The following is a 19,514-nucleotide window of genomic DNA, read 5'->3' as shown; positions in this document are numbered from 1 at the left end:
CTTAGGCGCTTTCTTCCTTCTTCTTGCCCTTTTTAGCAGTCAGCTCCGGCATGATTTTGTCTTTTACGTTTTTCTCCGTAATGAGACAAGTGCTCACGTCGTCGCGCGAAGGGACTTCGTACATCACTTCAAGCATAATGCCCTCGATAATGGCACGCAAGCCGCGGGCGCCCGTGTTCCGTTTGATCGCTTCTTTAGCGATTGCTTCCAGAGCGGCAGGTTCAAAGTCCAGCTTCACGTTATCCATCTCGAGCAGCTTCTGGTATTGCTTCACCAAAGCATTCTTCGGCTCGGACAAAATACGCATCAGGGCTGCTTCATCAAGCGGCTCCAAAGTCGAAATAACCGGCAGACGGCCTACGAACTCTGGGATCAAGCCAAATTTAAGCAAGTCTTCCGGCAGAACCATGGACAGGTATTCGCCCGGCTTCAGGTCCTTTTGAACTTCGCCGGTCGAGCTGAAACCGATCACTTTTTTGCCGATCCGGCGTTTGATCAACGATTCCAGACCGTCAAATGCGCCGCCGCAAATAAACAGGATGTTCGTTGTATCGATTTGAATAAACTCTTGGTGCGGGTGCTTGCGTCCGCCTTGCGGTGGAACGGATGCAACCGTGCCTTCGAGGATTTTGAGCAATGCTTGCTGCACGCCTTCACCGGAAACGTCGCGAGTAATCGACGGATTCTCGGATTTGCGCGCTACTTTATCAATCTCATCGATATAGATAATGCCGCGCTCGGCCTTCTCTACATCGTAATCCGCAGCTTGAATGAGCTTCAGCAAAATGTTCTCTACGTCTTCGCCGACATAACCGGCTTCCGTGAGCGAAGTTGCATCCGCAATCGCGAACGGTACGTTCAGAATTTTTGCCATTGTTTGGGCAAGCAGCGTTTTACCCGAACCTGTAGGACCTACAAGCAGGATGTTGGATTTTTGAAGCTCAACGTCTTCAATCTTGCTTTGCGAGTTGATCCGTTTGTAGTGGTTGTATACCGCAACGGAAAGGGATTTCTTCGCAAATTCCTGACCGATTACGTACGAATCAAGAATAGCGCGGATATCCTTTGGTTTCGGAATATCCTTCAGATCAAGCTCTTCCTCATGCCCAAGCTCCTCTTCCACGATTTCCGTGCAGAGCTCGATGCATTCGTCGCATATATAAACGCCGGGACCGGCGACCAGTTTACGTACTTGCTCCTGGGATTTTCCGCAGAACGAGCATTTCAGCTGGCCCTTCTCATCATTGAATTTAAACATGCCATATTCACCCCTTCGATTAAATCCTTAGGATACCGGAGTCGTTATTACTTTGTCAATCAAACCGTAATTCAGAGCGTCTTCCGCGCTCATGAAATTATCGCGGTCCGTATCGCGGTCGATCTTCTCGTAAGGCTGACCGGTACGCTCCACATAGATTTGATTCAGCTTTTGCTTCGTCTTCAGGATCCAGTCCGCGTGGATTTTAATATCCGATGCCTGGCCGCGAACGCCGCCAAGCGGCTGATGAATCATAACTTCCGCATTCGGAAGGGCGAAGCGTTTGCCTTTCGCGCCTGCAGTAAGGAGCAGCGAGCCCATGCTTGCCGCCATGCCCATGCAAATCGTGGATACGTCAGGCTTAATATATTGCATTGTATCATAGATCGCCATGCCGGCCGTTACCGATCCGCCAGGCGAATTAATGTACAAGTGGATGTCTTTCTCCGGGTCGTCGGCCGCCAGAAAAAGCAGCTGTGCGATAACAGAGTTTGCTACGTCATCATCGATAGCGCTCCCGAGAAAAATGATTCTGTCCTTGAGCAAGCGCGAGTAAATATCGTAAGACCGTTCTCCGCGATTCGTTTGTTCTACTACGATAGGTACCAGATTCATGCGACCAACCTCTTTTCTATTATGGCTTTTTGGTTCATGTTTTCTATTGTATCACGTCAAATGATCAATGTCATTTTTCCATAATACAGTATACGGTGAGCATCGCTCGATATGTACTGAAGATCATTCTTCAGGTAAGGCTCTTGCATTATGTAGGGTGAAAAGAAGGCACGTATCTGACGATGACGTGCCTTTTTTCCTATTTATTCAATTGATCTATTACGCTCCAGCAACTTCTGCTGTTTTGCTGTTTTCAACGAGGAATTCAATCGTTTTGCGAAGCTCGATGTCTTCTTTCAAGCTGTCGATTTGACCGTTTTTCTCGAAGATGTCGCGAAGCTCAGCCGCAGGACGGTTGTAAGCTTTCGACAGGGATTCGAGCTCTTCGTTTACGTCTTCTTCGGAAACCTGAATGTTTTCCGCTTTAGCGATTGCATTCAGAACCAGGTTGTTGCGAACGCGTTTTTCTGCGTCTTCTTTCATTTGGTCGCGCAGAACTTGCTCGCTTTGGCCGGAGAACTGGTAGTACAGGTCGATATTCATGCCTTGCATGCGAAGACGGTTCTCGAAATCGCGGAGCATAAAGTCAACTTCAGTGTTGATCATTGGTTGCGGTACTTCTACTTCGGCAGCTTCAGCCGCTTTTTCGATTACAGCGTTTTGAAGGTTGCGTTCCGCTTCGCCTTCTTTGTTTTCTTTCAGCTTGGAGACAAGATCCTGCTTGTACTCTTCAAGAGTATCGAATTCGCTGATGTCTTTTGCGAACTCATCGTCGAGAGCCGGCAGGTTTTTGCGTTTGATTTCATGCAGTTTTACTTTGAACACAGCTGGTTTGCCAGCCAGGTTCTCAGCATGGTAGCTTTCAGGGAATGTTACTTCAACATCCTTGAAGTCGCCTGTTTGCATGCCAACAACTTGATCTTCGAAGCCTGGGATGAACGAGTTGGAACCCAGTTCAAGGGAGTAGTTTTCCGCTTTGCCGCCGTCGAATGCTTCGCCGTCTACATAACCGTCGAAGTCGATTACAGCGATGTCGCCGTTTTGAGCAGCACCTTCTTCAACAACAGTCAGCTCAGCGTGGCGTTGTTGCAGGCGCTCCAGTTCAGCGTTAACTTCTTCGTCGCTAACCGTCGCTTCAAAGGATGGAACTTCCAGACCTTTGTACTCGCCGAGAGTGACTTCAGGGCGAACGATAACTTTAGCTTTGAATTTGAACGATTGGCCTTTGGCGAATTGTTCAACGTCGATTTCCGGACGGTCAACAGGACGTTGTTCCGTCACTTTAACTGCTTCTTCGTAAGCTTGCGGCAGCAGGATGTCGATTGCATCCTGGTACAGGCTTTCCACGCCGAAACGGGATTCGAACATTCCACGAGGCACTTTACCTTTGCGGAAGCCAGGTACGTTTACCTTTTGAACGACTTTCTTAAATGCTTGATCAAGTGCTGCAGCGACTTTCTCAGCATCAACCTCAACGTCGATCGACACGAGGTTCTTGTCTATTTTTTCCCAAGTTGCTTTCATTTTATGCTTTCCCCTCCAAAATTACGCATCACGCCAATTAGTATTCGCTTCATAAACCACTCTATTATAATCAACCTTGGCCATCATTTCAAGGCTGATGATCATCTTCGGTAGATTGCTGCATGGCAGCTACCTGCCGAAGAGTCCTGCATGCCTGCTCGTAACGGAACCTCAATGGTTCGGTTATGCCGTAAGCCTCGCGGATATCGTCATCGTTCGCGGAGCCGTAAACCGTGAGCAGCAAGGTTAAATGGAGCGCGGCCGCATAGCTGTCGACCGTCTCGTCGTCCTCTCTCTGCATCCACTGGTAGGCCGAAGTTCCATACAGAAATTGGAGACTTTCCTTCCACAGTTCCCTGGCAAAATGAGGAAGAGTCGGATCGTCCGCTTCCGTCACGGCTTCCACCCGCTCCAGAATCCGGATGACGGGCTGCGGAAAATCATCGAGCGCCAGCGGCGTCGCCTCTATGTCAAGCTCCACCTTCTCGCCCATCCGGTCAAGCATGACAATTCCCGATATCTCCCGCTTCTTCAAGCATTGCAAAGCCTTGAATTGCACAACCGGGTGAATGGTCTTGCCGTCCAAGCCCGTAAGCCAGTCCAGCATAACCTGGTCCACTTCCGGCGAGTGTATGTATGCCGCGCGTTCCAGCGCCAGGATCTGCTGGTCGATCATCGGATGATGCTCCATAATATAGAGCACTTGCTTAATATAAGCCTCATCCTGCTCCGGCGGGTTCAGGAGCTGCTCCCGGAAGCTCTCTTCGCTCTCTCCCACTTCCTCGTCCGCGCCGCTTGGCGTACCGGCGCCTTCGGAGCCCGGAAAGGCCATTTCCAGCCAGGTAAGGAGGCTGCCCCATTCCTCGTAATGCCGTTCATCCTCGCCGCGGCACTGCAGCAGGAAACGGAGCAGGTTTTTGGCTTCGCCGTATTGCTCGGATTCCAGCATGCGCGTGAGCTGAATTTGATAATGATCCAGCATCTTCGGAAATAAATATACGTTGTCTGGTGTAGTTATGGTATCACCGCCTTATCGGTCAAACCGCATCATTCGTCTGCCTATTGCTTGCGTTCGATTATATCACGGAACCTATAAATATAAAAACTTACTTCCCTTTAGTCTTGATTTTCTATTCGCGCCTATGCTATATTTACCAAGCGAATTTGATTCGGGTACGGTTTAAGACTTTTTAAAAAAAACCGCTTGCCAAGTTTATCAACTACATGCTATACTCATTCTTACGTGTCCCAGTAGCTCAGCCGGATAGAGCACACGCCTTCTAAGCGTGCGGTCGGGGGTTCGAATCCCTCCTGGGACGCCATTTTTATGCCTGTTAATAACCCGCAATTCCTTGTTCATCAAGGGATTGCGGGTTTTTTGCGTTGTTTTCGGACACATCCCAAGGAATTCCCCGCAAGCCGTAATTCCGTTACGCTTCAACCCCGCAGCTGCTAATGGACTCGCTATTCCTGATCATTACGTTGTTGGTTTCACGATTGGTCAGAACGGTTTTCTCATGGGTCACGCCCCAGTCCCTCATCAGTACGATAAGCGGCCTTAACGATTCGCCAAACTCGGTTAGCGAGTATTCCACCCTTGGCGGTATCTCCTTGTAAATTTCCCTGTGGATGACGCCGTCGCTTTCCAGTTCCCTCAATTGCAGCGTAAGCATGCGCTGCGTGATCCGGGGAAAGAGTCTGCGCAGCTCGTTAAAGCGTTTAGGCCCTTCCGTCAAATGGTACAGAATAACGCCTTTCCACTTGCCGCCGATGACGTCTACCGTAACGGTAACCGGGCAACCGAAATTAATGATATCCGTTTTATTGTCCATGATTAAACTCCTTCGCTTTGAAACTATAAGCTGTTTTTCCTTGCCAATCCTTTAGTATCTTTTTTAATACTATCACACAATATTGATATTATCCTACAAAAATGTGCGTACTTGTTGCCATGCATACGGGAATGTAAGATCTGATTTATCAACGCGTTGATCAATAACCGGATACATGGAAGGAAGGCACTAATAATGAATAACGTACAAATCGTGAATACTGCGCAAAAAAAGAAAGAAATTTTGGATGCATACGCATTCCGGCATGCCACGAAGCAATTTGATCCCGACCGGAAAATCTCCGACGAGGATTTTCGGTTTATATTGGAAACGGGAAGACTATCTCCGAGTTCCGTCGGGTTTGAGGGATGGAAATTCCTCGTCGTTCAGAACGAAGAGCTCCGGATGAAGATCCGCGAAGTTTCTTTCGGCGGACAAGGACAGCTCCCTACCGCAAGCCACTTCGTCATTCTTCTTGCCCGCAAGGATGTAAGATACGATTCCAAATACGTCGAGTACATTTACAAGAATATCAAGGGCTTGTCGGATGAGGCATTCAAGCACATTCCCTCGGCGTACAAGAACTTCCAAGAGAATGATATTCGCATCCTTGATAACGAAAGAACGCTGATTGACTGGGCATCCAAGCAAACGTATATTCCGCTTGCCAACATGATGACGGCCGCTGCGCAAATCGGCATCGATTCATGCCCGATGGAAGGATACAACAAAGAAAAGGTTACGGCTATTTTGAAGGATGCGGGCATCCTGGACGAGGAAGTTTACGACCTGTCGGTCATGGTAACTTTCGGATACCGCGCTGCGGAGCCGAAACATCCGCAAACCCGGCGTCCTTTAGATGAAGTTGTCGAGTGGGTGCATTGAGAAAGAGACCCGCAGCGCCTTATTCTGCAAGGCGCCTGCGGGTCTCTGGTTGATTTATACGGTAGCTGCGGATTTGCTCGCAACAAATTGATAAAGCGTCTCTACATGCTCGTCCGTCATTTCGCAGCTGTTGTCGTAAACAAGAATGGAAGATTGCGGGATATCCCAATGAATATCCGGCACAAAGGCTACGCGTTTCTCGAAATGCGACCAGTTGTCCAGCTTCCATTGGTCGCGTTCGGTCTGGCGCCCGATAATGCGGTTCTTCTGAAGCTCAATGTTCTCCAGCGTAACCACGATTACTTTTACGTCCACTTGCTCTCTCGTCAGGCCCGCACCCGAGATGACTTCCTCGATCCAAGCATTATTTTTAAGCTCTGCCGTAAAGGGAGAGATCATAAACACATTTTGTCCGGCAGCTAAATTCTCGATGCAAATATCTTTGGTTGTGTCGTATTCCAAATCGCGAAGGTTTTGTTTGTAGAAATCCGAATCCCGGTCGTTCTTGTCGAGCCCGTTGCGTTCCAGCATCGCCTCAACGAAACGTCCCCCTACCGTATCGCGGTCCAGAAAAGCAGCCGGAATGCGCTCCGAAATTTTTCTGGCTACGGTTGTCTTGCCTGTGCCTGCCACACCTACGAAAAACACTAACTTTTGCAATGCTTGATGCCTCCAACTTAATACTAGTTTTATCCTTCCATTGTACCACTCCTTGCCCAATAAAGGTATCACAAAGGTAACAAAATCCGTCAGTTTCGGACATTCCCCTTACAAAAAAAGGATAATGTTCTCCTGAGAGCGTCATTATCCCTTGTTGGTCTATTTTATAGACGGCCCGGATCCAAAATTCCCATCGCCTCTACGTGCTTCCTGGTCGTCTCGGTTCCATGCTCGTGTATAAACAGATAAATATCGCGGAGAATGGCATCGTACCCCGCATTCATCCGTTTGTCGCTTGGAAGGTCCTGCAGCGTTCCCACCGCGTAATTGTAATGCCCGGTTATCGCCTCATCCATGCTGGATAAATCCTCGAACATCACCTGCAGCTGATTAAATTCCTCATCGTTTGCCAAAACCTCCAGCTCGTAGGAGGCCGCTCCCTGATCCCGCAAAATTTGCCCGGCCTGGACCGAGACATAATATTTTTTACGCTCATCGCCTGACATAGGTGAATACTCAGCTCCTTTTCACAAACATGCTCTTTTAGCATCCCCCGGCGGACAGACATTTTATCCCTTTTTTCCGCATATAACGGATATTATCGCTACAGGAGTCCAGCAGAAGAGAGGAATGAGATTATGTGTGGAATAACCGGCTGGATCGATTGGACCCGGGATTTAACCCAGGACAGCAGCAGCCTGATCAAAATGACCGAGACATTAGCGCTGCGCGGACCTGATGCGTCGGGTACATGGATTTCATCCCACTGCGCGCTTGGCCACCGAAGGCTTAGCGTTATTGATCCCGAGAATGGCGCTCAGCCGATGATTCGGCGCTCGGGCGATGACACATATGTCGTTGTCTATAACGGCGAGCTTTACAACGCGCTTGAGCTGAGGAAAGAGCTGGAGGACCGCGGCAGAACCTTTACGACCCACTGCGATACGGAAGTTCTTCTGGTGTCTTACATGGAATGGGGCAAGGCCTGCGTCGAACGGTTCAACGGCATTTTTGCCTTTGCAATTTGGGATGTTACCGAACAGGAGATGTTCCTGGCCCGCGACAGACTAGGCGTCAAACCGTTGTTCATCAGCTTTGCGGATGGACTTTTTATTTTTGGTTCCGAGCCAAAAGCCATTCTGGCCCATCCGGCTGTCAAAGCCGAAGTAGGGGCCGAAGGGTTGGCGGAAATCTTTATCATCGGTCCTGCCCGCACGCCGGGCCAAGGGATCTACAAAGACATTACGGAGCTGCTGCCCGGGCAATGCATGACGGTTACCCGCTCCGGCGTCCGCAAGACGAAATATTGGAGCCTTGAGACTATCCCACACGAAGAAGATGTGGAAGCGACCGCCGAGCATGTAGGCGAGCTCTTGAAGGATACTACCGAACGCCAGCTGGTATCGGACGTGCCGGTTGGGACGCTGCTCTCCGGAGGTCTCGACTCCAGCGCCTTAACCGCGTTAGCCGTGCGTTATTACGAGCAGACCGGCCAAGGCAATGTAAACACGTATTCCGTTGATTACCGGGATAACGACAAGCATTTCAAGGCGCATGCCTTCCAGCCGAACAGCGACGCTCCTTGGATTGAGCGCATGGTTTCCCATCTGGATACGATCCATCATCCCATCCAGTTCGATACGCCGGAGCTGGTTGGCGCGCTGCGCGATGCAACGCTGGCACGCGATTTGCCGGGCATGGCAGACGTCGACGCCTCCCTCCTGCTGTTCTGCCGCGAGATTAAAAAGGGGGCCACCGTTGCGATTTCCGGTGAAGCGGCGGACGAAATCTTCGGCGGTTATCCGTGGTTCCACCGCGAAGAAGCGCTAAGCGCCAATACGTTCCCTTGGTCCCTTGCTTCTTCGATGCGGGCCGATCTTCTTGCGCCGGATGTTGCGGCATGGATCAAGCCGATTGATTATATCAACGACCGTTATGCGCAGGCGATTGCCGAGGTGCCTCATCTGGACGGGGAGTCCGAGACGGTACGAAAAATGCGCAAAATGTCGTACCTGAACATTACCCGCTTCATGCCTACTCTGCTCGATCGCAAGGACCGGATGAGCATGGCCGCCGGGCTGGAGGTGCGGGTGCCGTTCTGCGATCACAGGCTCGTGCAGTATGTCTGGAATATCCCTTGGGAAATCAAAACGGCCGGCGACCGCGAGAAGGGTATCCTTCGCCGGGCGTTACGCGGCGTGCTGCCCGAAGACGTGCTGACGCGCAAGAAAAGCCCGTATCCGAAAACGCATAATCCGAATTATCTCGCGGCCGTCAAAGGCCTTGTATTGGATATATTAAACGATCCTTCCTCTCCGCTGCTCCCGCTCATTAATGCAAGCAAGATCAGAGAGCTCGCCGAGTCGGATTCGGCAAAATCGAATATACCGTGGTTTGGTCAGCTGATGTCCGGACCGCAGCTGTTTGCTTATTTGTATCAGGTGAATACTTGGCTGAAGGAGTATGGAGTTAGCGTGAAGTGATAATCGCTGCGCATTCGAATGTTCTTCCGATCGCCATTGCTCGTGGATTCCTCTGATTAAATGGAATAGAGGTAGGAATCCCCTCACAAAAGCGAACACTTAAAAGCTTTCTGCAAGAAAGCTACTTCGTAAGCATATACCCTGTTTCTCCAGAATCATTCGATCGCTCCGCTCACCAAACCTTAAAAGAGAGAGAAAAAACGTCACCGGATTAAACCGGTGACGTTTTTTCATGGTTACTTATTGGAAAGCTTTTCGATCAGCTTAGCGAGAGCATTGCCGCGATGGCTGATCCCCTGCTTCTCTTCCTTGGACAGCTCCGCCATCGAGCGGTTAAGCTGAGGAAGCCAGAATAACGGATCGTAACCGAATCCGCCTTCCCCACGAGGCCGTTCGGCAATATAGCCGTCAACCGTGCCTTCCGTCTCGATAAACTCGCCGGTTGCCGGATCGTATAAGGCAAGCACGCAGACGAATTGCGCGGGGCTTAACAGCCGCGTGCCGTCCGCAAGAGGTTCGGCCGTATCCGGCGCATTCAGGCGCTTCAGCTCTTCCAGCAGCTTGACGTTATTCGAAGCATCCGTAGCGCCTTCTCCTGAGTACCGAGCCGAATAAACTCCCGGCGCTCCATCAAGCGCCTTTACCCGCAAGCCGGAATCATCGGCGAGCACGGGGACGTGAAACGCGTCTCCTGCCGCTTTCGCTTTAATCCGGGCATTGGCGGAGAACGTATCGCCATCTTCCACGATATTCGGGAAATCGGGATATTCGTTCAGGCTGACAACCGTCCGGCCAAGCTTCGCGAAAGCATGGGCGAATTCCCTAACCTTGCCTTCGTTTTTCGTTGCGATCAATATAGGCTGAGCCATTTCGTTACCCTCCGATCCGGTCCGCGATCTCTCCCAATACCGAACGCTGCTTCTCGATCAATTCCTCGATCCCGCCTTCCGCCAGCTCGAGCAGCTTGTTCAGCTCTTCTCGCGAGAACGGCGAGTCTTCGCCCGTGCCCTGCAGCTCGACGAATTTGCCTTCTCCGGTCATGACCACATTCATGTCGACCTTCGCTTTGGAATCCTCGTCGTAGTTCAGATCCAGCAGCTCGCGCTCCTGAATAACGCCAACGCTAACCGAGGCGAGAAAAGCCGTAATCGGATATTTGGCAAACTGCGTTGTTTTCGACAGCTTGTTAACGGCGAGACATAGCGCTACGAAAGCGCCCGTAATCGACGTTGTGCGCGTACCGCCATCCGCCTGGATAACATCGCAGTCCAGGGTAATCGTCCGTTCGCCCAGCGCCTGCAAATCCACGACAGAGCGAAGCGCTCGTCCGATCAGACGCTGAATTTCCATCGTACGGCCCGACAGCTTCCCTTTTGCCGACTCCCGATGATTACGGGTATGGGTAGCTCGCGGCAGCATCGAATATTCGGCCGTAATCCAGCCCTTGCCTTGTCCCTTCATGAAAGGCGGAACCCGCTCTTCAACGCTGGCGGTACAAATGACCTTTGTCTCGCCTACCTCAATCAGAACGGAGCCTTCCGCATATTTGTTAACTCCTGTCGTTATCGTAACGGGCCGAAGCTGGTTCGGTTGCCGACCGTCTGTCCGCATTCTTAGGTTCCTCCTGAATCATTCGCTTTTGCTTATGTACTGGCTATGCAATCTTTCCTATTTTACCAAAGCAGCCTGCGAAAAGCATCTTTTCCGACAAAAAACAGTCCCGACCGGTCTGAGCGACCAGTACGGGACTGCTTTTAAAGTAGATGGTTTCTTAGCTTTTTATCGCATTGACATGATGAGGACGGGATACCGGCTTGCTGTAATCTACGTTATTCTCGTCGGTTACCGTCTGGCCGTTCATCGTAATTTGAACTTGCGCGGCACCAGTGTTCTCCGTAATCGACAGGACGATCGCTTCGAGCATCTCGGCCGGAGCAGGGAGACCCGTCTCAAAAGCCTGATCCTTCAGATCTACCGTCACCGTATCATCCTTCTGTTTGATGCTGTTCACTTCAACATCGTTAGTAAGAACCGCCGTCAGATTCTTGGCGTTCAGCGGGCCGGTAATAAGCTGCTCCATAGCCGCTTGCGCGGAGGACTCGTCGGTACGGTTAATCAAACGCGTAACTGGGACATAATACTGTTCGTCATTGGCGGTTTGCGACGAGAAGTAGAGAGTTACCGGCGTGGAGTTCAAATAGTTGACTCCGTCAGCAGCCTCAAGGTTGATCCCTACGGAACGCGTAAGCGGCTCGTCAAGCGGGAAGCCGCCCTGCGGCATTTCCGGCAGCTTCGCGCCGTCATACCACACTTCAACGCCTTTTGCTCCCATTGCCGTCAGTGTCCAAGTAATGGCTTCAACGATTGTACGCTCGTCCGTTGCAGGGTAATCCGTAAACGTTCCGCCGAATTCAACCGTAGCGATTTGCGTTTTTTGATCGATGTGAAGCGACTTCACTTCCGTGCCTTTCGGCAGTACCGCACGGAAATCTTCCGGTAGCTGGCTTGCGAAGCTTCCCCCGTCCACCATAATTTCGAGAGCTTTCTTGCCGGCTTCCTCTACCGCATTCTGCGTAAGCGGAGCTTTCAGCGACACCGGAGCGAGGTAACCGTTGCGGTCTTCCAGATACACGGTCAGGTTGGAGTCTTCATCTTGTCCAGGCATAACAGCCTGTCCCGTATTTGTGCCATCTACGTTACCTGTTGATGCGGTTTGCTGCGGCGGGTCGATTTCTCCTTTCGCATCCTGCGAAATCAAGCCGCATCCTGTTGCAAGAATGGGAAAAACCAGCACACCGCAAATTGCTGCACGGCGAATCCATCTTGTTTGAGTCATTGAAATTTCCTCCCAAATAGTGTATTGCCTGTTCGGCGACTTTGTACATTTGTTGATTTGTAGTACTATGTATACGAGCCCTTCCCTTTTTTAGACCAGTTTTGTCCACAAAATCTGAGGGGGTTAACGAAATTGTTCAAACAAGTCACTTACAGCTTAAACAGCCGCGAAGTCGCGGAAGCCACCAATGAATGGCTCGACAAACGCGGGGTATCCAAAACATCTATTGCACAGCTCGTGCATTTTCTTCAGAAGGATTATTATCCCGAACTGACGCTGGACGAGTGCATCGCTAACGTGGAAGCCGTTCTGTCCAAAAGAGAAGTGCAGAATGCCGTATTAACCGGCATCCAGCTCGATCTTCTGGCGGAAGAAGGCAAGCTGATGGCTCCGCTGCAAGAGATGGTCCGAAATGACGAAGGCCTGTACGGATGCGATGAAATATTGGCTCTTTCCATCGTTAACGTATACGGCAGCATCGGGTTTACTAACTTTGGCTATATCGATAAGCTGAAGCCGGGTATTCTGAAAAAGCTGAATGACAAGAACGACGGTCAAATCCATACTTTCCTGGATGATATCGTTGGAGCAATTGCCGCTGCAGCCGCAAGCCGTCTGGCTCACCGCAAGCAAGCGGGGCGCGAAGAAGAAGCGGAAAGATTAAAGGAATAGAAACTGGCGAAAAAAGCTGTCCTGCATTGCAGGACAGCTTTTTCTATGATGCAGCTCCTCTCCGAACCTTTTCTATAATCTGGAATAGTTTAGTAGTAAAAGCAAAATGCGAGAGGAGTGGCCAGCAAGAATGAAAGAGAGGAATGAGAGACATATCAAATGGCATACCTCCTTAATAACCCGAGAAGACAGAGAGCGACTGAATGGTCACCGGAGCTGTATCCTTTGGCTGACCGGCCTGTCCGGTTCCGGCAAATCCACTTTAGCTGCGGCTATAGAGAATGAACTGCATAAACAGCACTGCCGCACCTATATTTTGGACGGCGACAATCTCCGGCACGGAATAAACCGGGATCTGGGCTTTGGTCCGGAGGATCGGTCGGAGAATATCCGCAGGATTGGCGAAATAGCGAAGCTGCTTGCCGATGCCGGCATGATAACGATAGTAGCCGCGATCTCCCCTTACAGACAAGACCGGGACAACGTACGCGCAGCGTGTGAACCGGGCGATTTTATTGAGGTATACGTGCAATGCACGTTTGAGGAATGCGAGCGCCGAGATCCGAAAGGCTTGCACAAAAAAGCACGATCCGGGGAAATCAAACATTTTACCGGCCTTTCTGCCCCTTACGAACCGCCCCTTCAGGCAGAGCTTGTACTCAAGACGGATGAACGCTCCGTAGCCGAATCGGTTATCGAAACGATGGCCTACATTCGGAACCGGCTGCTTGGCCGCCCAAGCCTCGAAAAAGAGATGGAACCATGACAAACGAGCTGCTATTTTATTTGCATATTCCGAAAACGGCCGGCTCCTCTTTTACCCAGGTGATCACCGATAATTGTCCGAACACCGTTCATTTCCATACGCTGACGGACGGCATTCAATTAAACGAGGAGCTTATCGACGCGGATGCCTTATGCGGACATTTCATTTACGGCATTCATCATTTTACGAAGCGGCCTTACCGGTATATTACGATGCTTCGCCATCCTCTCGAACGGACCCTCTCCCATTTTTACTTCAAGTATAAAAATCCTGCATACGAAGTCTCTTATGATAAAGAGCTTACCTTCGAGGAGTATGTTCTTAACCCTTACTACGATGCCGAGTACTGCAATCTTCAAGCCAGGATGATAACGGGCGAAATCAATAACCCGTATCCAAGTTTCAAAAAAGCCCGCTCTCATCTAGACAAACATTTTGCTTTTGTCGGCCTTGCGGAGCAATATGACATTTCGTTATTTCTGCTTGCGCAAATCATGAACTGGAAACCGCAGTATTATCCTAAAGTCAATGTAACGCCTAACCGCCCGGCATACAGCACCTTATCCAGCGATGCCATCAAAAACGCCATTCTAAAAAACGAGATTGACCGGAAGCTGTATGAGCATGCCTGCAACCGATTTAACGAAAGCGTATTGGACTTGTCATCCGAACAAACGAATCAGCTCAAAGCCTATTTAAGAGCGGCCAGAAGTTAAAATAAAAAAAGCCTCACAACCGTGAAGCCTTTCCCTATTCCTTTATTCGGCAGTCCGGAACATGACCGTATCCGGCGTACCTGTCCGAATCACTTTCCCCCGCTTCTCCAAATAATGGAGATGGGCAATCGTCTCCGACATGGCAAAGCGCAAATTATGGGGATTCGTCCTCAGATGACCGCCAAATTGATGCTCGCATACTTCAAAAGCACTGCTTGGCTCCCTAAGCATATCCCACATTTTACTCAGCCGACGTTTATGATGCTCTTTTATTTCAAAGATCCGGTTGATAAAATCGTCAAACGGCTCCCGATGGCCGGGGAAAGCCAGCTTCACCTTGTAACCTAACAGCTCGTCCAGACTGTTTAGGAAACAGCCGAGCGGATCCTCTTCCTCACCCGGATTAAAAGCAATATTCGGCGTGATATGGGGCAATACCTGATCCCCGCATATAATGATTTCCTTATTGGGCTCGTAGAAGCACAGCTGCCCGAAAGCATGTCCCGGGGCATCAATCATTTGCCATTCCGTTCCGCCAAGCCGAATCGTTCCGCCAGCTTTCAGGTAGGTCACTTCAGGCTGCGGCGATACTTGGCGGACAAATCCGTCCAGATTGTTCTTAATGTCGAGCGTCAGCTCATCCGGCATCCCGTGGATGGCGAAATGCGCGCGGAGCTCCTCCGAGTACGTACTGCTCTCTCCCCACAAACGACGCGTATAACCGTGGGAACGTTCCGATATATACACGGGCGCGCCCGTCCGCTCTTGGAAATACCCGGCAAGACCGTAATGGTCCGGATGCTGGTGCGTAAGCACAATGCGTTTGATTTGCTCCATGCTTAAACCATGGTTAAGGAATACCTCCTCCCAGGCCGCAAGCGCGTCATCCGTATGCAGACCGGGATCAATAACGGTATATGCCCCGCCGTCCTCTGGAATCAAATAGCTGTTAACCCATTTTAATGAAAAAGGAAGCGGAATTTTCGCTTGAATCCATCCGCCGTCCCACACCTTTGTCTCCACCGTCATGGATGCTGTGCCCTCCCTATACGCCATTCAACCATCGTATACCCAACCGACAGTCTAGTATTCGCCTAACTTCCCGTACTTAATTGCTTACCGCGCTGGAATAAGCCGGGTTGTATGCTGAAGATCGGTAATCGTCGCGGCGCCGATTCCGAACATGGCTGCGCGCAGCTCAAATTCAATACGCTCGAACTGCTCAATGAGCTGCTCGACCGATACCCTTGTCTCTCCGTTTGCCGCTCGCGGAAGAAGAGCCCGTCCAAAGCCTGCAATATCGGCCCCAAGCGCAATCGACTTCGCCGCGTCTACGCCATGCTGAAGACCGCCGCTCGCAATGACCGTCGTATTCGGAAGGCGGCTTTTAACTTCCTTTATGCTCTCGGCGGTCGGAATCCCCCAGCCGGCGAAAGCTTCGGCCGCGAGTCTTCGCATCGGATCATTCTGGCGGTATTTTTCCACCTGGCTCCAGGACGTTCCGCCCGCTCCCGCTACATCTATAAAGGCTGCGCCTGCCGAAGCAAGAGCCGCAGCCGTACCGGCGTCAATTCCCCAGCCTACTTCCTTAACTCCCACAGGCACGGACAAAGCGCGGCACACCTCCTCAATCCGGGGCAGCAACGAGCGGAAGTTCGTATCCCCCTCAGGCTGAAACACTTCCTGCATGCTGTTCAGATGAAGAACAAGCGCATCTGCCTCCGCGATTTCCACCGCCTTGCGGCAGGCATCGACCCCATAACCGTAATTGAGCTGAACGGCGCCCAGATTTGCGATCACGGGTACGGATGGCGCGATATCTCTTATATAAAAGGAAGCCGCCAGCTCCTCTTGTTCGATTACGGCCCTCATTGATCCCAGGCCAATCGCCCAGCCTCTTGTTTCCGCCGCTTCGGCCAGGCGCCGGTTAATCGCTCCTGCTTCGTTTGTGCCTCCAGTCATCGAACTGACCAGCAAGGGCGTTCGCATGCGGCGCCCCAGCCATTCCGTATCCAGCCTGATATCGTCAAACGCGATTTCGGGAAGGGCATTATGACGGAAACGAAATTGGCCAAATCCCGTCTCAATTCCTTCTCCCGTTACGTTCTCCTGCAGGCAAATGCGGATATGCTCGCTTTTGCGTTTCGATGTGGAAGCGCTTGCCCCCGATATTTGCTCTACTGTCATATAGGGCAATCCTCCTATTTGTATAGCCAACCTCCGCCGTATGCTAAATGGCCACAGGCATTTAAGCATAAGCTTTAAGCTTTGCGAGAATACTTTTGTTCATCATAACCCAGCGATCGGGAGCGGAGCAAGGATAGGACAAGACCTGACTTTATTTTTGACGTTTACAATCATTAAAATGAAATTTACAATCAATTTTGTTGTTAAAATGAATAATATAATTTAGAATAGAGTCAAATGAGATTGAGGGGGCATCTTCCATGGACGTACGGATTTTTGACACGCAATTAGAGCTGGACGCCTTTGCGGCCGAGCTATTCACCGATATCGTTAAATCGAAGCCAAACGCGGTACTAGGACTTGCAACAGGATCGACACCCGTAGGCATTTATGCCAAAATGGTAGAGAAATACCGCAAAGGCGATGTATCCTTTGCCGATGTTACGACGTTTAACCTTGACGAATATGTCGGGCTGAAGCCTTATAATGACCAAAGCTACGCTTATTATATGAACAAGCATTTATTCGCTCATATCGATATTCCGGATACGCAGACTTTTCTTCCAAACGGCATGGCGGAGGATCTTGATGCGGAATGCGCGCAGTATGACCGCATGCTGCTGGAACGGCAGATTGATGTCCAGCTTCTCGGAATCGGCCATAACGGCCATATCGGCTTTAACGAGCCGGATCATGCTTTATCGGGCGAAACCCACGTCGTGAAGCTGAAGGATGAGACGCGGGAAGCGAATGCGAGATTTTTCGCCAGCATGGACGAAGTGCCGGAATACGCGATTACGATGGGCGTTGGCTCCATTCTGAAAGCAAATTCGATTGTTCTCGTGGTACGCGGCGCGGATAAAGCGGATATCGTCAAACAAGCGTTGACCGGCCCCATTACGACGGAGGTACCGGCATCCTTGCTCCAGACGCATCCACGCGTAACCGTGCTTCTTGACCGCGAGGCGGGAAGGATGTTGGGATAATGACACAACCAGGCGGCAATTCGCTGCTCATTCATAACGTAAAAATTGTTCTGGAAGACCGCGTGACGGAAGGCAGCGTAAGCATCAAGGATGGTATTATTGCTAGCGTTATTGAGGGCAAGCTAGAGACAACGGGCTATGATCAAGTTCTGGACGGACAAGGCGCTTGGCTGCTTCCAGGCTTTATCGATGTCCACGTGCACGGCGGATTCGGCGGAGATTTCATGGATGCCAATGAAGAAAGCTACGACACGATTACGAAGTTCCATGCTTCCCAAGGCACGACCGGGATGCTGGCTACAACCGTAACAGCTTCGCAAGAAGCGATTGAAGCGGTATTCCAAGCAACCAGCGCTTATATGAAAAAAGATATGCCGTACGCTCCGCTGCTTGGCGTCCACCTGGAGGGACCTTTTATCAGCCTCAAGTGGATTGGAGCCCAAAATCCGGCCTTCCTGTCGCCTCCGCGTATCGACTGGCTGGAGGATTGGACGGCACGTTATCCTGGCATTCTCAAGCTGCTGACGCTCGCTCCCGAGAATGAAGGCGCCATCGACGCAATCAAATGGCTGTCCGACCATAACGTCGTTGTCGCATGCGGCCATACCGACGCAACCTTTGAAGTGATGACGCAAGCGGCGGAAGCTGGACTTACGCATGCCGTTCATACTTATAACGCCATGCGCCCGCTTCATCACCGCGAGCCGGGCACCGTAGGCGCCGTGCTGACCGATGACCGGATTTACGCCGAGCTTATCGCTGACGGCCATCACGTGCATCCGGGAGCGATCAAGCTGCTCGCTTCCTCCAAGCCGGAGGATAAGCTTATTCTTATTACCGATGCGATCTCCGCGGCCGGAAGACCGGATGGCTTGTATGACCTTGGCGGACTTCCCGTTATCGTGAAGGATGGCGTAGCAAGGCTGCAGGAAGGCAATCTGGCCGGCAGCAGCTTGACGATGATTAACGCTTTCCGTTACATGCTGGAGAATTCCGGGTTATCCGTCCATGAGATCAGCCGTTATGCCAGCGCCAACCCGGCAAGACAGCTCGGCTTGTTCGAGCGAACCGGCTCCATCGCGGTTGGCAAACAAGCGGACCTGGTGCTTGCCGAACCCGATTTCGGGAAAGTACGGTCGACTTGGGTAAACGGCAGACAAGTCTACTCGGTCGGGTAAAACAAAGAGCGGTTGAAGGGGATGATCTCCCTTTCAACCGCTCTTTGTATTTTGCGGCTAGGCCGCGCGAAAGTCATCCTTACGACTTTCACGCGGCCCTTATTCTATTGGGCAAGCTATTCCTGCTCCGCTGCCACATGGACAACGATCTGATGCTGTCCGGCTTTGTCCGCCAGATCTCCCGTTAACGGCACATCCGTAATAAAAGCCTGCAGCTCGGGCAGCGCAGCGATCGAGAATAACGAGGTTTTGCCTACCTTTGTCTGGTCAAACACCGCATACGTGGTATGCGATCGTTTGATAAGCGCCTTGGCAATCTGGGCTTCCTGTTCGGAATAGGTCGTAATGCCGCCGGCAGCGGATATGCCGTCCACTCCGATGAACATTTTGCCGATATTCAGATGCGCGACCATTCCCTCGCCAAGCGGCCCGCATAGCTCAAAGCTGTTATGCCGCATAATGCCGCCGGTTACGACAACCTGGACGCTGCTGCCCGCAAGCTCCATCGCGATATTGACGGCGTTGGTAACAACGGTAATCCCGCTTCTCAGCTTAAGCAGCTTGGCAATCAGATAGTTCGTTGTTCCGCCCGACAAGCCAATCACATCGCCTTCTTCTATAAGCGATGCCGCTTTGGCGGCGATACGCTCCTTCTCCAGATACGACAGCCCTTCCCGTTCCGCAAACGCCGTGTCGCGGACCGTATTCATGCCGTCATACATCGCACCGCCGATGGTTCGAATGATCGGATAAGTCGCTTCCATTTGCTCCAGATCGCGTCTAGCCGTCGCCTCCGAGCAATCAAAGCGTTCCACCAGCTCTTGAATCGTAATGCGTCCTTGCTGCTTGAGCAGCTGCAATATCGCTTCGCGGCGGCGCTGCCCTTTGGATCCAGAAACGTTCCAATCAGCCATTG

20 protein-coding genes and 1 tRNA gene are annotated in these 19,514 nt (G+C 51.2%); 8 read left to right on the top strand and 13 right to left on the bottom strand.

Translation table 11 applies throughout. From position 1 onward, the window contains the following. Position 1: 1 nt before the first annotated feature. The 4 genes from clpX to CFI03_RS23425 all read right to left on the bottom strand — a co-directional run bounded on the left by clpX (position 2) and on the right by CFI03_RS23425 (position 4,379). Positions 2 to 1,258 (bottom strand): ATP-dependent protease ATP-binding subunit ClpX, encoded by a 1,257-nt coding sequence (gene clpX / locus CFI03_RS23440; RefSeq protein WP_015846009.1) that lies wholly within the window; start codon positions 1,256 to 1,258, stop codon positions 2 to 4. Positions 1,259 to 1,285: 27 nt separating this feature from the next. Then, entirely contained in the window at positions 1,286 to 1,873 is a 588-nt protein-coding gene (clpP, locus tag CFI03_RS23435; protein ID WP_127494642.1) for an ATP-dependent Clp endopeptidase proteolytic subunit ClpP, read from the bottom strand. Between the two features lie 219 nt (positions 1,874 to 2,092). Further along, positions 2,093 to 3,397, bottom strand: coding sequence for a trigger factor (tig, locus tag CFI03_RS23430; RefSeq protein ID WP_127494644.1), 1,305 nt, complete (start codon positions 3,395 to 3,397; stop codon positions 2,093 to 2,095). Between the two features lie 88 nt (positions 3,398 to 3,485). Further along, complete coding sequence (locus CFI03_RS23425; RefSeq protein ID WP_248760293.1) at positions 3,486 to 4,379, bottom strand: hypothetical protein; 894 nt, start codon at positions 4,377 to 4,379, stop codon at positions 3,486 to 3,488. A 263-nt stretch (positions 4,380 to 4,642) separates the two neighbouring features. Here CFI03_RS23425 and CFI03_RS23420 point away from each other — a divergent pair. Next, positions 4,643 to 4,719 (top strand) — tRNA-Arg (locus CFI03_RS23420). 108 nt (positions 4,720 to 4,827) lie between these two features. On the opposite strand, the gene CFI03_RS23415 is transcribed toward CFI03_RS23420, so the two are convergent. Continuing rightward, positions 4,828 to 5,229: a winged helix-turn-helix transcriptional regulator gene (locus CFI03_RS23415; RefSeq protein WP_248760290.1), complete on the bottom strand. Its 402-nt coding sequence runs from the start codon at positions 5,227 to 5,229 to the stop codon at positions 4,828 to 4,830. Positions 5,230 to 5,424: 195 nt separating this feature from the next. On the opposite strand from CFI03_RS23415, the gene CFI03_RS23410 reads away from it, so the two are divergent. Next, a complete protein-coding gene (locus tag CFI03_RS23410; RefSeq protein ID WP_248760288.1) occupies positions 5,425 to 6,114 on the top strand; it encodes an NAD(P)H-dependent oxidoreductase in 690 nt (229 codons plus the stop codon). Between the two features lie 54 nt (positions 6,115 to 6,168). Here CFI03_RS23410 and CFI03_RS23405 read toward each other — a convergent pair whose 3' ends face one another. Further along, positions 6,169 to 6,774 (bottom strand): P-loop nucleotide/nucleoside kinase family protein, encoded by a 606-nt coding sequence (locus CFI03_RS23405; protein WP_127494653.1) that lies wholly within the window; start codon positions 6,772 to 6,774, stop codon positions 6,169 to 6,171. Positions 6,775 to 6,938: 164 nt separating this feature from the next. Further along, complete coding sequence (locus CFI03_RS23400) at positions 6,939 to 7,280, bottom strand: hypothetical protein (RefSeq protein ID WP_127494655.1); 342 nt, start codon at positions 7,278 to 7,280, stop codon at positions 6,939 to 6,941. Between the two features lie 132 nt (positions 7,281 to 7,412). Here CFI03_RS23400 and asnB point away from each other — a divergent pair, with 132 nt between their 5' ends. After that, positions 7,413 to 9,257, top strand: a complete 1,845-nt coding sequence (asnB, locus tag CFI03_RS23395) for an asparagine synthase (glutamine-hydrolyzing) (RefSeq protein WP_127494657.1) — start codon at positions 7,413 to 7,415, stop codon at positions 9,255 to 9,257. Positions 9,258 to 9,493: 236 nt separating this feature from the next. Here the strand turns inward: asnB and rdgB are convergent, their stop codons facing one another. The 3 genes from rdgB to CFI03_RS23380 all read right to left on the bottom strand — a co-directional run bounded on the left by rdgB (position 9,494) and on the right by CFI03_RS23380 (position 12,093). Continuing rightward, positions 9,494 to 10,126 (bottom strand): RdgB/HAM1 family non-canonical purine NTP pyrophosphatase, encoded by a 633-nt coding sequence (rdgB, locus tag CFI03_RS23390; RefSeq protein ID WP_248760286.1) that lies wholly within the window; start codon positions 10,124 to 10,126, stop codon positions 9,494 to 9,496. 4 nt (positions 10,127 to 10,130) lie between these two features. Continuing rightward, positions 10,131 to 10,868, bottom strand: coding sequence for a ribonuclease PH (gene rph, locus CFI03_RS23385; protein ID WP_248760277.1), 738 nt, complete (start codon positions 10,866 to 10,868; stop codon positions 10,131 to 10,133). Between the two features lie 160 nt (positions 10,869 to 11,028). Next, complete coding sequence (locus CFI03_RS23380) at positions 11,029 to 12,093, bottom strand: GerMN domain-containing protein (RefSeq protein WP_248760274.1); 1,065 nt, start codon at positions 12,091 to 12,093, stop codon at positions 11,029 to 11,031. A 132-nt stretch (positions 12,094 to 12,225) separates the two neighbouring features. On the opposite strand from CFI03_RS23380, the gene CFI03_RS23375 reads away from it, so the two are divergent. The 3 genes from CFI03_RS23375 to CFI03_RS23365 all read left to right on the top strand — a co-directional run bounded on the left by CFI03_RS23375 (position 12,226) and on the right by CFI03_RS23365 (position 14,247). Then, on the top strand, positions 12,226 to 12,765 hold the full coding sequence (locus CFI03_RS23375) for a phosphatidylglycerophosphatase A family protein (RefSeq protein WP_127494665.1): 540 nt from the start codon (positions 12,226 to 12,228) through the stop codon (positions 12,763 to 12,765). Positions 12,766 to 12,895: 130 nt separating this feature from the next. Next, positions 12,896 to 13,531: an adenylyl-sulfate kinase gene (gene cysC, locus CFI03_RS23370; RefSeq protein WP_248760272.1), complete on the top strand. Its 636-nt coding sequence runs from the start codon at positions 12,896 to 12,898 to the stop codon at positions 13,529 to 13,531. Next, positions 13,528 to 14,247, top strand: coding sequence for a sulfotransferase family 2 domain-containing protein (locus CFI03_RS23365; RefSeq protein ID WP_248760269.1), 720 nt, complete (start codon positions 13,528 to 13,530; stop codon positions 14,245 to 14,247). The genes cysC and CFI03_RS23365 overlap by 4 nt, the downstream gene beginning before the upstream one ends. A 42-nt stretch (positions 14,248 to 14,289) precedes the next feature. Here CFI03_RS23365 and CFI03_RS23360 read toward each other — a convergent pair whose 3' ends face one another. After that, complete coding sequence (locus tag CFI03_RS23360; protein WP_248760267.1) at positions 14,290 to 15,276, bottom strand: MBL fold metallo-hydrolase; 987 nt, start codon at positions 15,274 to 15,276, stop codon at positions 14,290 to 14,292. 87 nt (positions 15,277 to 15,363) lie between these two features. Next, positions 15,364 to 16,434, bottom strand: coding sequence for a type 2 isopentenyl-diphosphate Delta-isomerase (gene fni, locus CFI03_RS23355; RefSeq protein ID WP_248760265.1), 1,071 nt, complete (start codon positions 16,432 to 16,434; stop codon positions 15,364 to 15,366). A 260-nt stretch (positions 16,435 to 16,694) separates the two neighbouring features. On the opposite strand from fni, the gene nagB reads away from it, so the two are divergent. Both nagB and nagA read left to right on the top strand, forming a co-directional pair. Next, complete coding sequence (nagB, locus tag CFI03_RS23350) at positions 16,695 to 17,420, top strand: glucosamine-6-phosphate deaminase (protein ID WP_248760263.1); 726 nt, start codon at positions 16,695 to 16,697, stop codon at positions 17,418 to 17,420. Next, the gene (nagA, locus tag CFI03_RS23345) at positions 17,420 to 18,598 is read left to right on the top strand and encodes an N-acetylglucosamine-6-phosphate deacetylase (RefSeq protein ID WP_248760261.1); all 1,179 of its coding nucleotides are present in this window, start codon (positions 17,420 to 17,422) and stop codon (positions 18,596 to 18,598) included. Before nagB ends, nagA begins: the two co-directional genes overlap by 1 nt. 116 nt (positions 18,599 to 18,714) lie before the next feature. On the opposite strand, the gene CFI03_RS23340 is transcribed toward nagA, so the two are convergent. Next, complete coding sequence (locus tag CFI03_RS23340) at positions 18,715 to 19,512, bottom strand: DeoR/GlpR family DNA-binding transcription regulator (protein ID WP_248760259.1); 798 nt, start codon at positions 19,510 to 19,512, stop codon at positions 18,715 to 18,717. Positions 19,513 to 19,514: the final 2 nt, after the last annotated feature.

Source organism: Paenibacillus sp. ATY16 (assembly GCF_003399985.2).
In the GTDB taxonomy this organism is placed as follows: domain Bacteria; phylum Bacillota; class Bacilli; order Paenibacillales; family Paenibacillaceae; genus Pristimantibacillus; species Pristimantibacillus glycanilyticus.
Note: the sequence above shows the minus strand (reverse complement) of the source record. Positions and strands in the feature narration are given on the sequence as shown.

Bases quoted from the DNA above. Each gene is read 5' to 3' on its own strand.
- clpX (WP_015846009.1), bottom strand. From the start codon at position 1,258: ATGTTTAAATTCAATGATGAGAAGGGCCAGCTGAAATGCTCGTTCTGC.
- clpP (WP_127494642.1), bottom strand. From the start codon at position 1,873: ATGAATCTGGTACCTATCGTAGTAGAACAAACGAATCGCGGAGAACGG.
- tig (WP_127494644.1), bottom strand. From the start codon at position 3,397: ATGAAAGCAACTTGGGAAAAAATAGACAAGAACCTCGTGTCGATCGAC.
- CFI03_RS23425 (WP_248760293.1), bottom strand. From the start codon at position 4,379: ATGCTGGATCATTATCAAATTCAGCTCACGCGCATGCTGGAATCCGAG.
- CFI03_RS23415 (WP_248760290.1), bottom strand. From the start codon at position 5,229: ATGGACAATAAAACGGATATCATTAATTTCGGTTGCCCGGTTACCGTT.
- CFI03_RS23410 (WP_248760288.1), top strand. From the start codon at position 5,425: ATGAATAACGTACAAATCGTGAATACTGCGCAAAAAAAGAAAGAAATT.
- CFI03_RS23400 (WP_127494655.1), bottom strand. From the start codon at position 7,280: ATGTCAGGCGATGAGCGTAAAAAATATTATGTCTCGGTCCAGGCCGGG.
- asnB (WP_127494657.1), top strand. From the start codon at position 7,413: ATGTGTGGAATAACCGGCTGGATCGATTGGACCCGGGATTTAACCCAG.
- rdgB (WP_248760286.1), bottom strand. From the start codon at position 10,126: ATGGCTCAGCCTATATTGATCGCAACGAAAAACGAAGGCAAGGTTAGG.
- rph (WP_248760277.1), bottom strand. From the start codon at position 10,868: ATGCGGACAGACGGTCGGCAACCGAACCAGCTTCGGCCCGTTACGATA.
- CFI03_RS23380 (WP_248760274.1), bottom strand. From the start codon at position 12,093: ATGACTCAAACAAGATGGATTCGCCGTGCAGCAATTTGCGGTGTGCTG.
- cysC (WP_248760272.1), top strand. From the start codon at position 12,896: ATGAAAGAGAGGAATGAGAGACATATCAAATGGCATACCTCCTTAATA.
- CFI03_RS23365 (WP_248760269.1), top strand. From the start codon at position 13,528: ATGACAAACGAGCTGCTATTTTATTTGCATATTCCGAAAACGGCCGGC.
- CFI03_RS23360 (WP_248760267.1), bottom strand. From the start codon at position 15,276: ATGACGGTGGAGACAAAGGTGTGGGACGGCGGATGGATTCAAGCGAAA.
- fni (WP_248760265.1), bottom strand. From the start codon at position 16,434: ATGACAGTAGAGCAAATATCGGGGGCAAGCGCTTCCACATCGAAACGC.
- nagB (WP_248760263.1), top strand. From the start codon at position 16,695: ATGGACGTACGGATTTTTGACACGCAATTAGAGCTGGACGCCTTTGCG.
- nagA (WP_248760261.1), top strand. From the start codon at position 17,420: ATGACACAACCAGGCGGCAATTCGCTGCTCATTCATAACGTAAAAATT.
- CFI03_RS23340 (WP_248760259.1), bottom strand. From the start codon at position 19,512: ATGGCTGATTGGAACGTTTCTGGATCCAAAGGGCAGCGCCGCCGCGAA.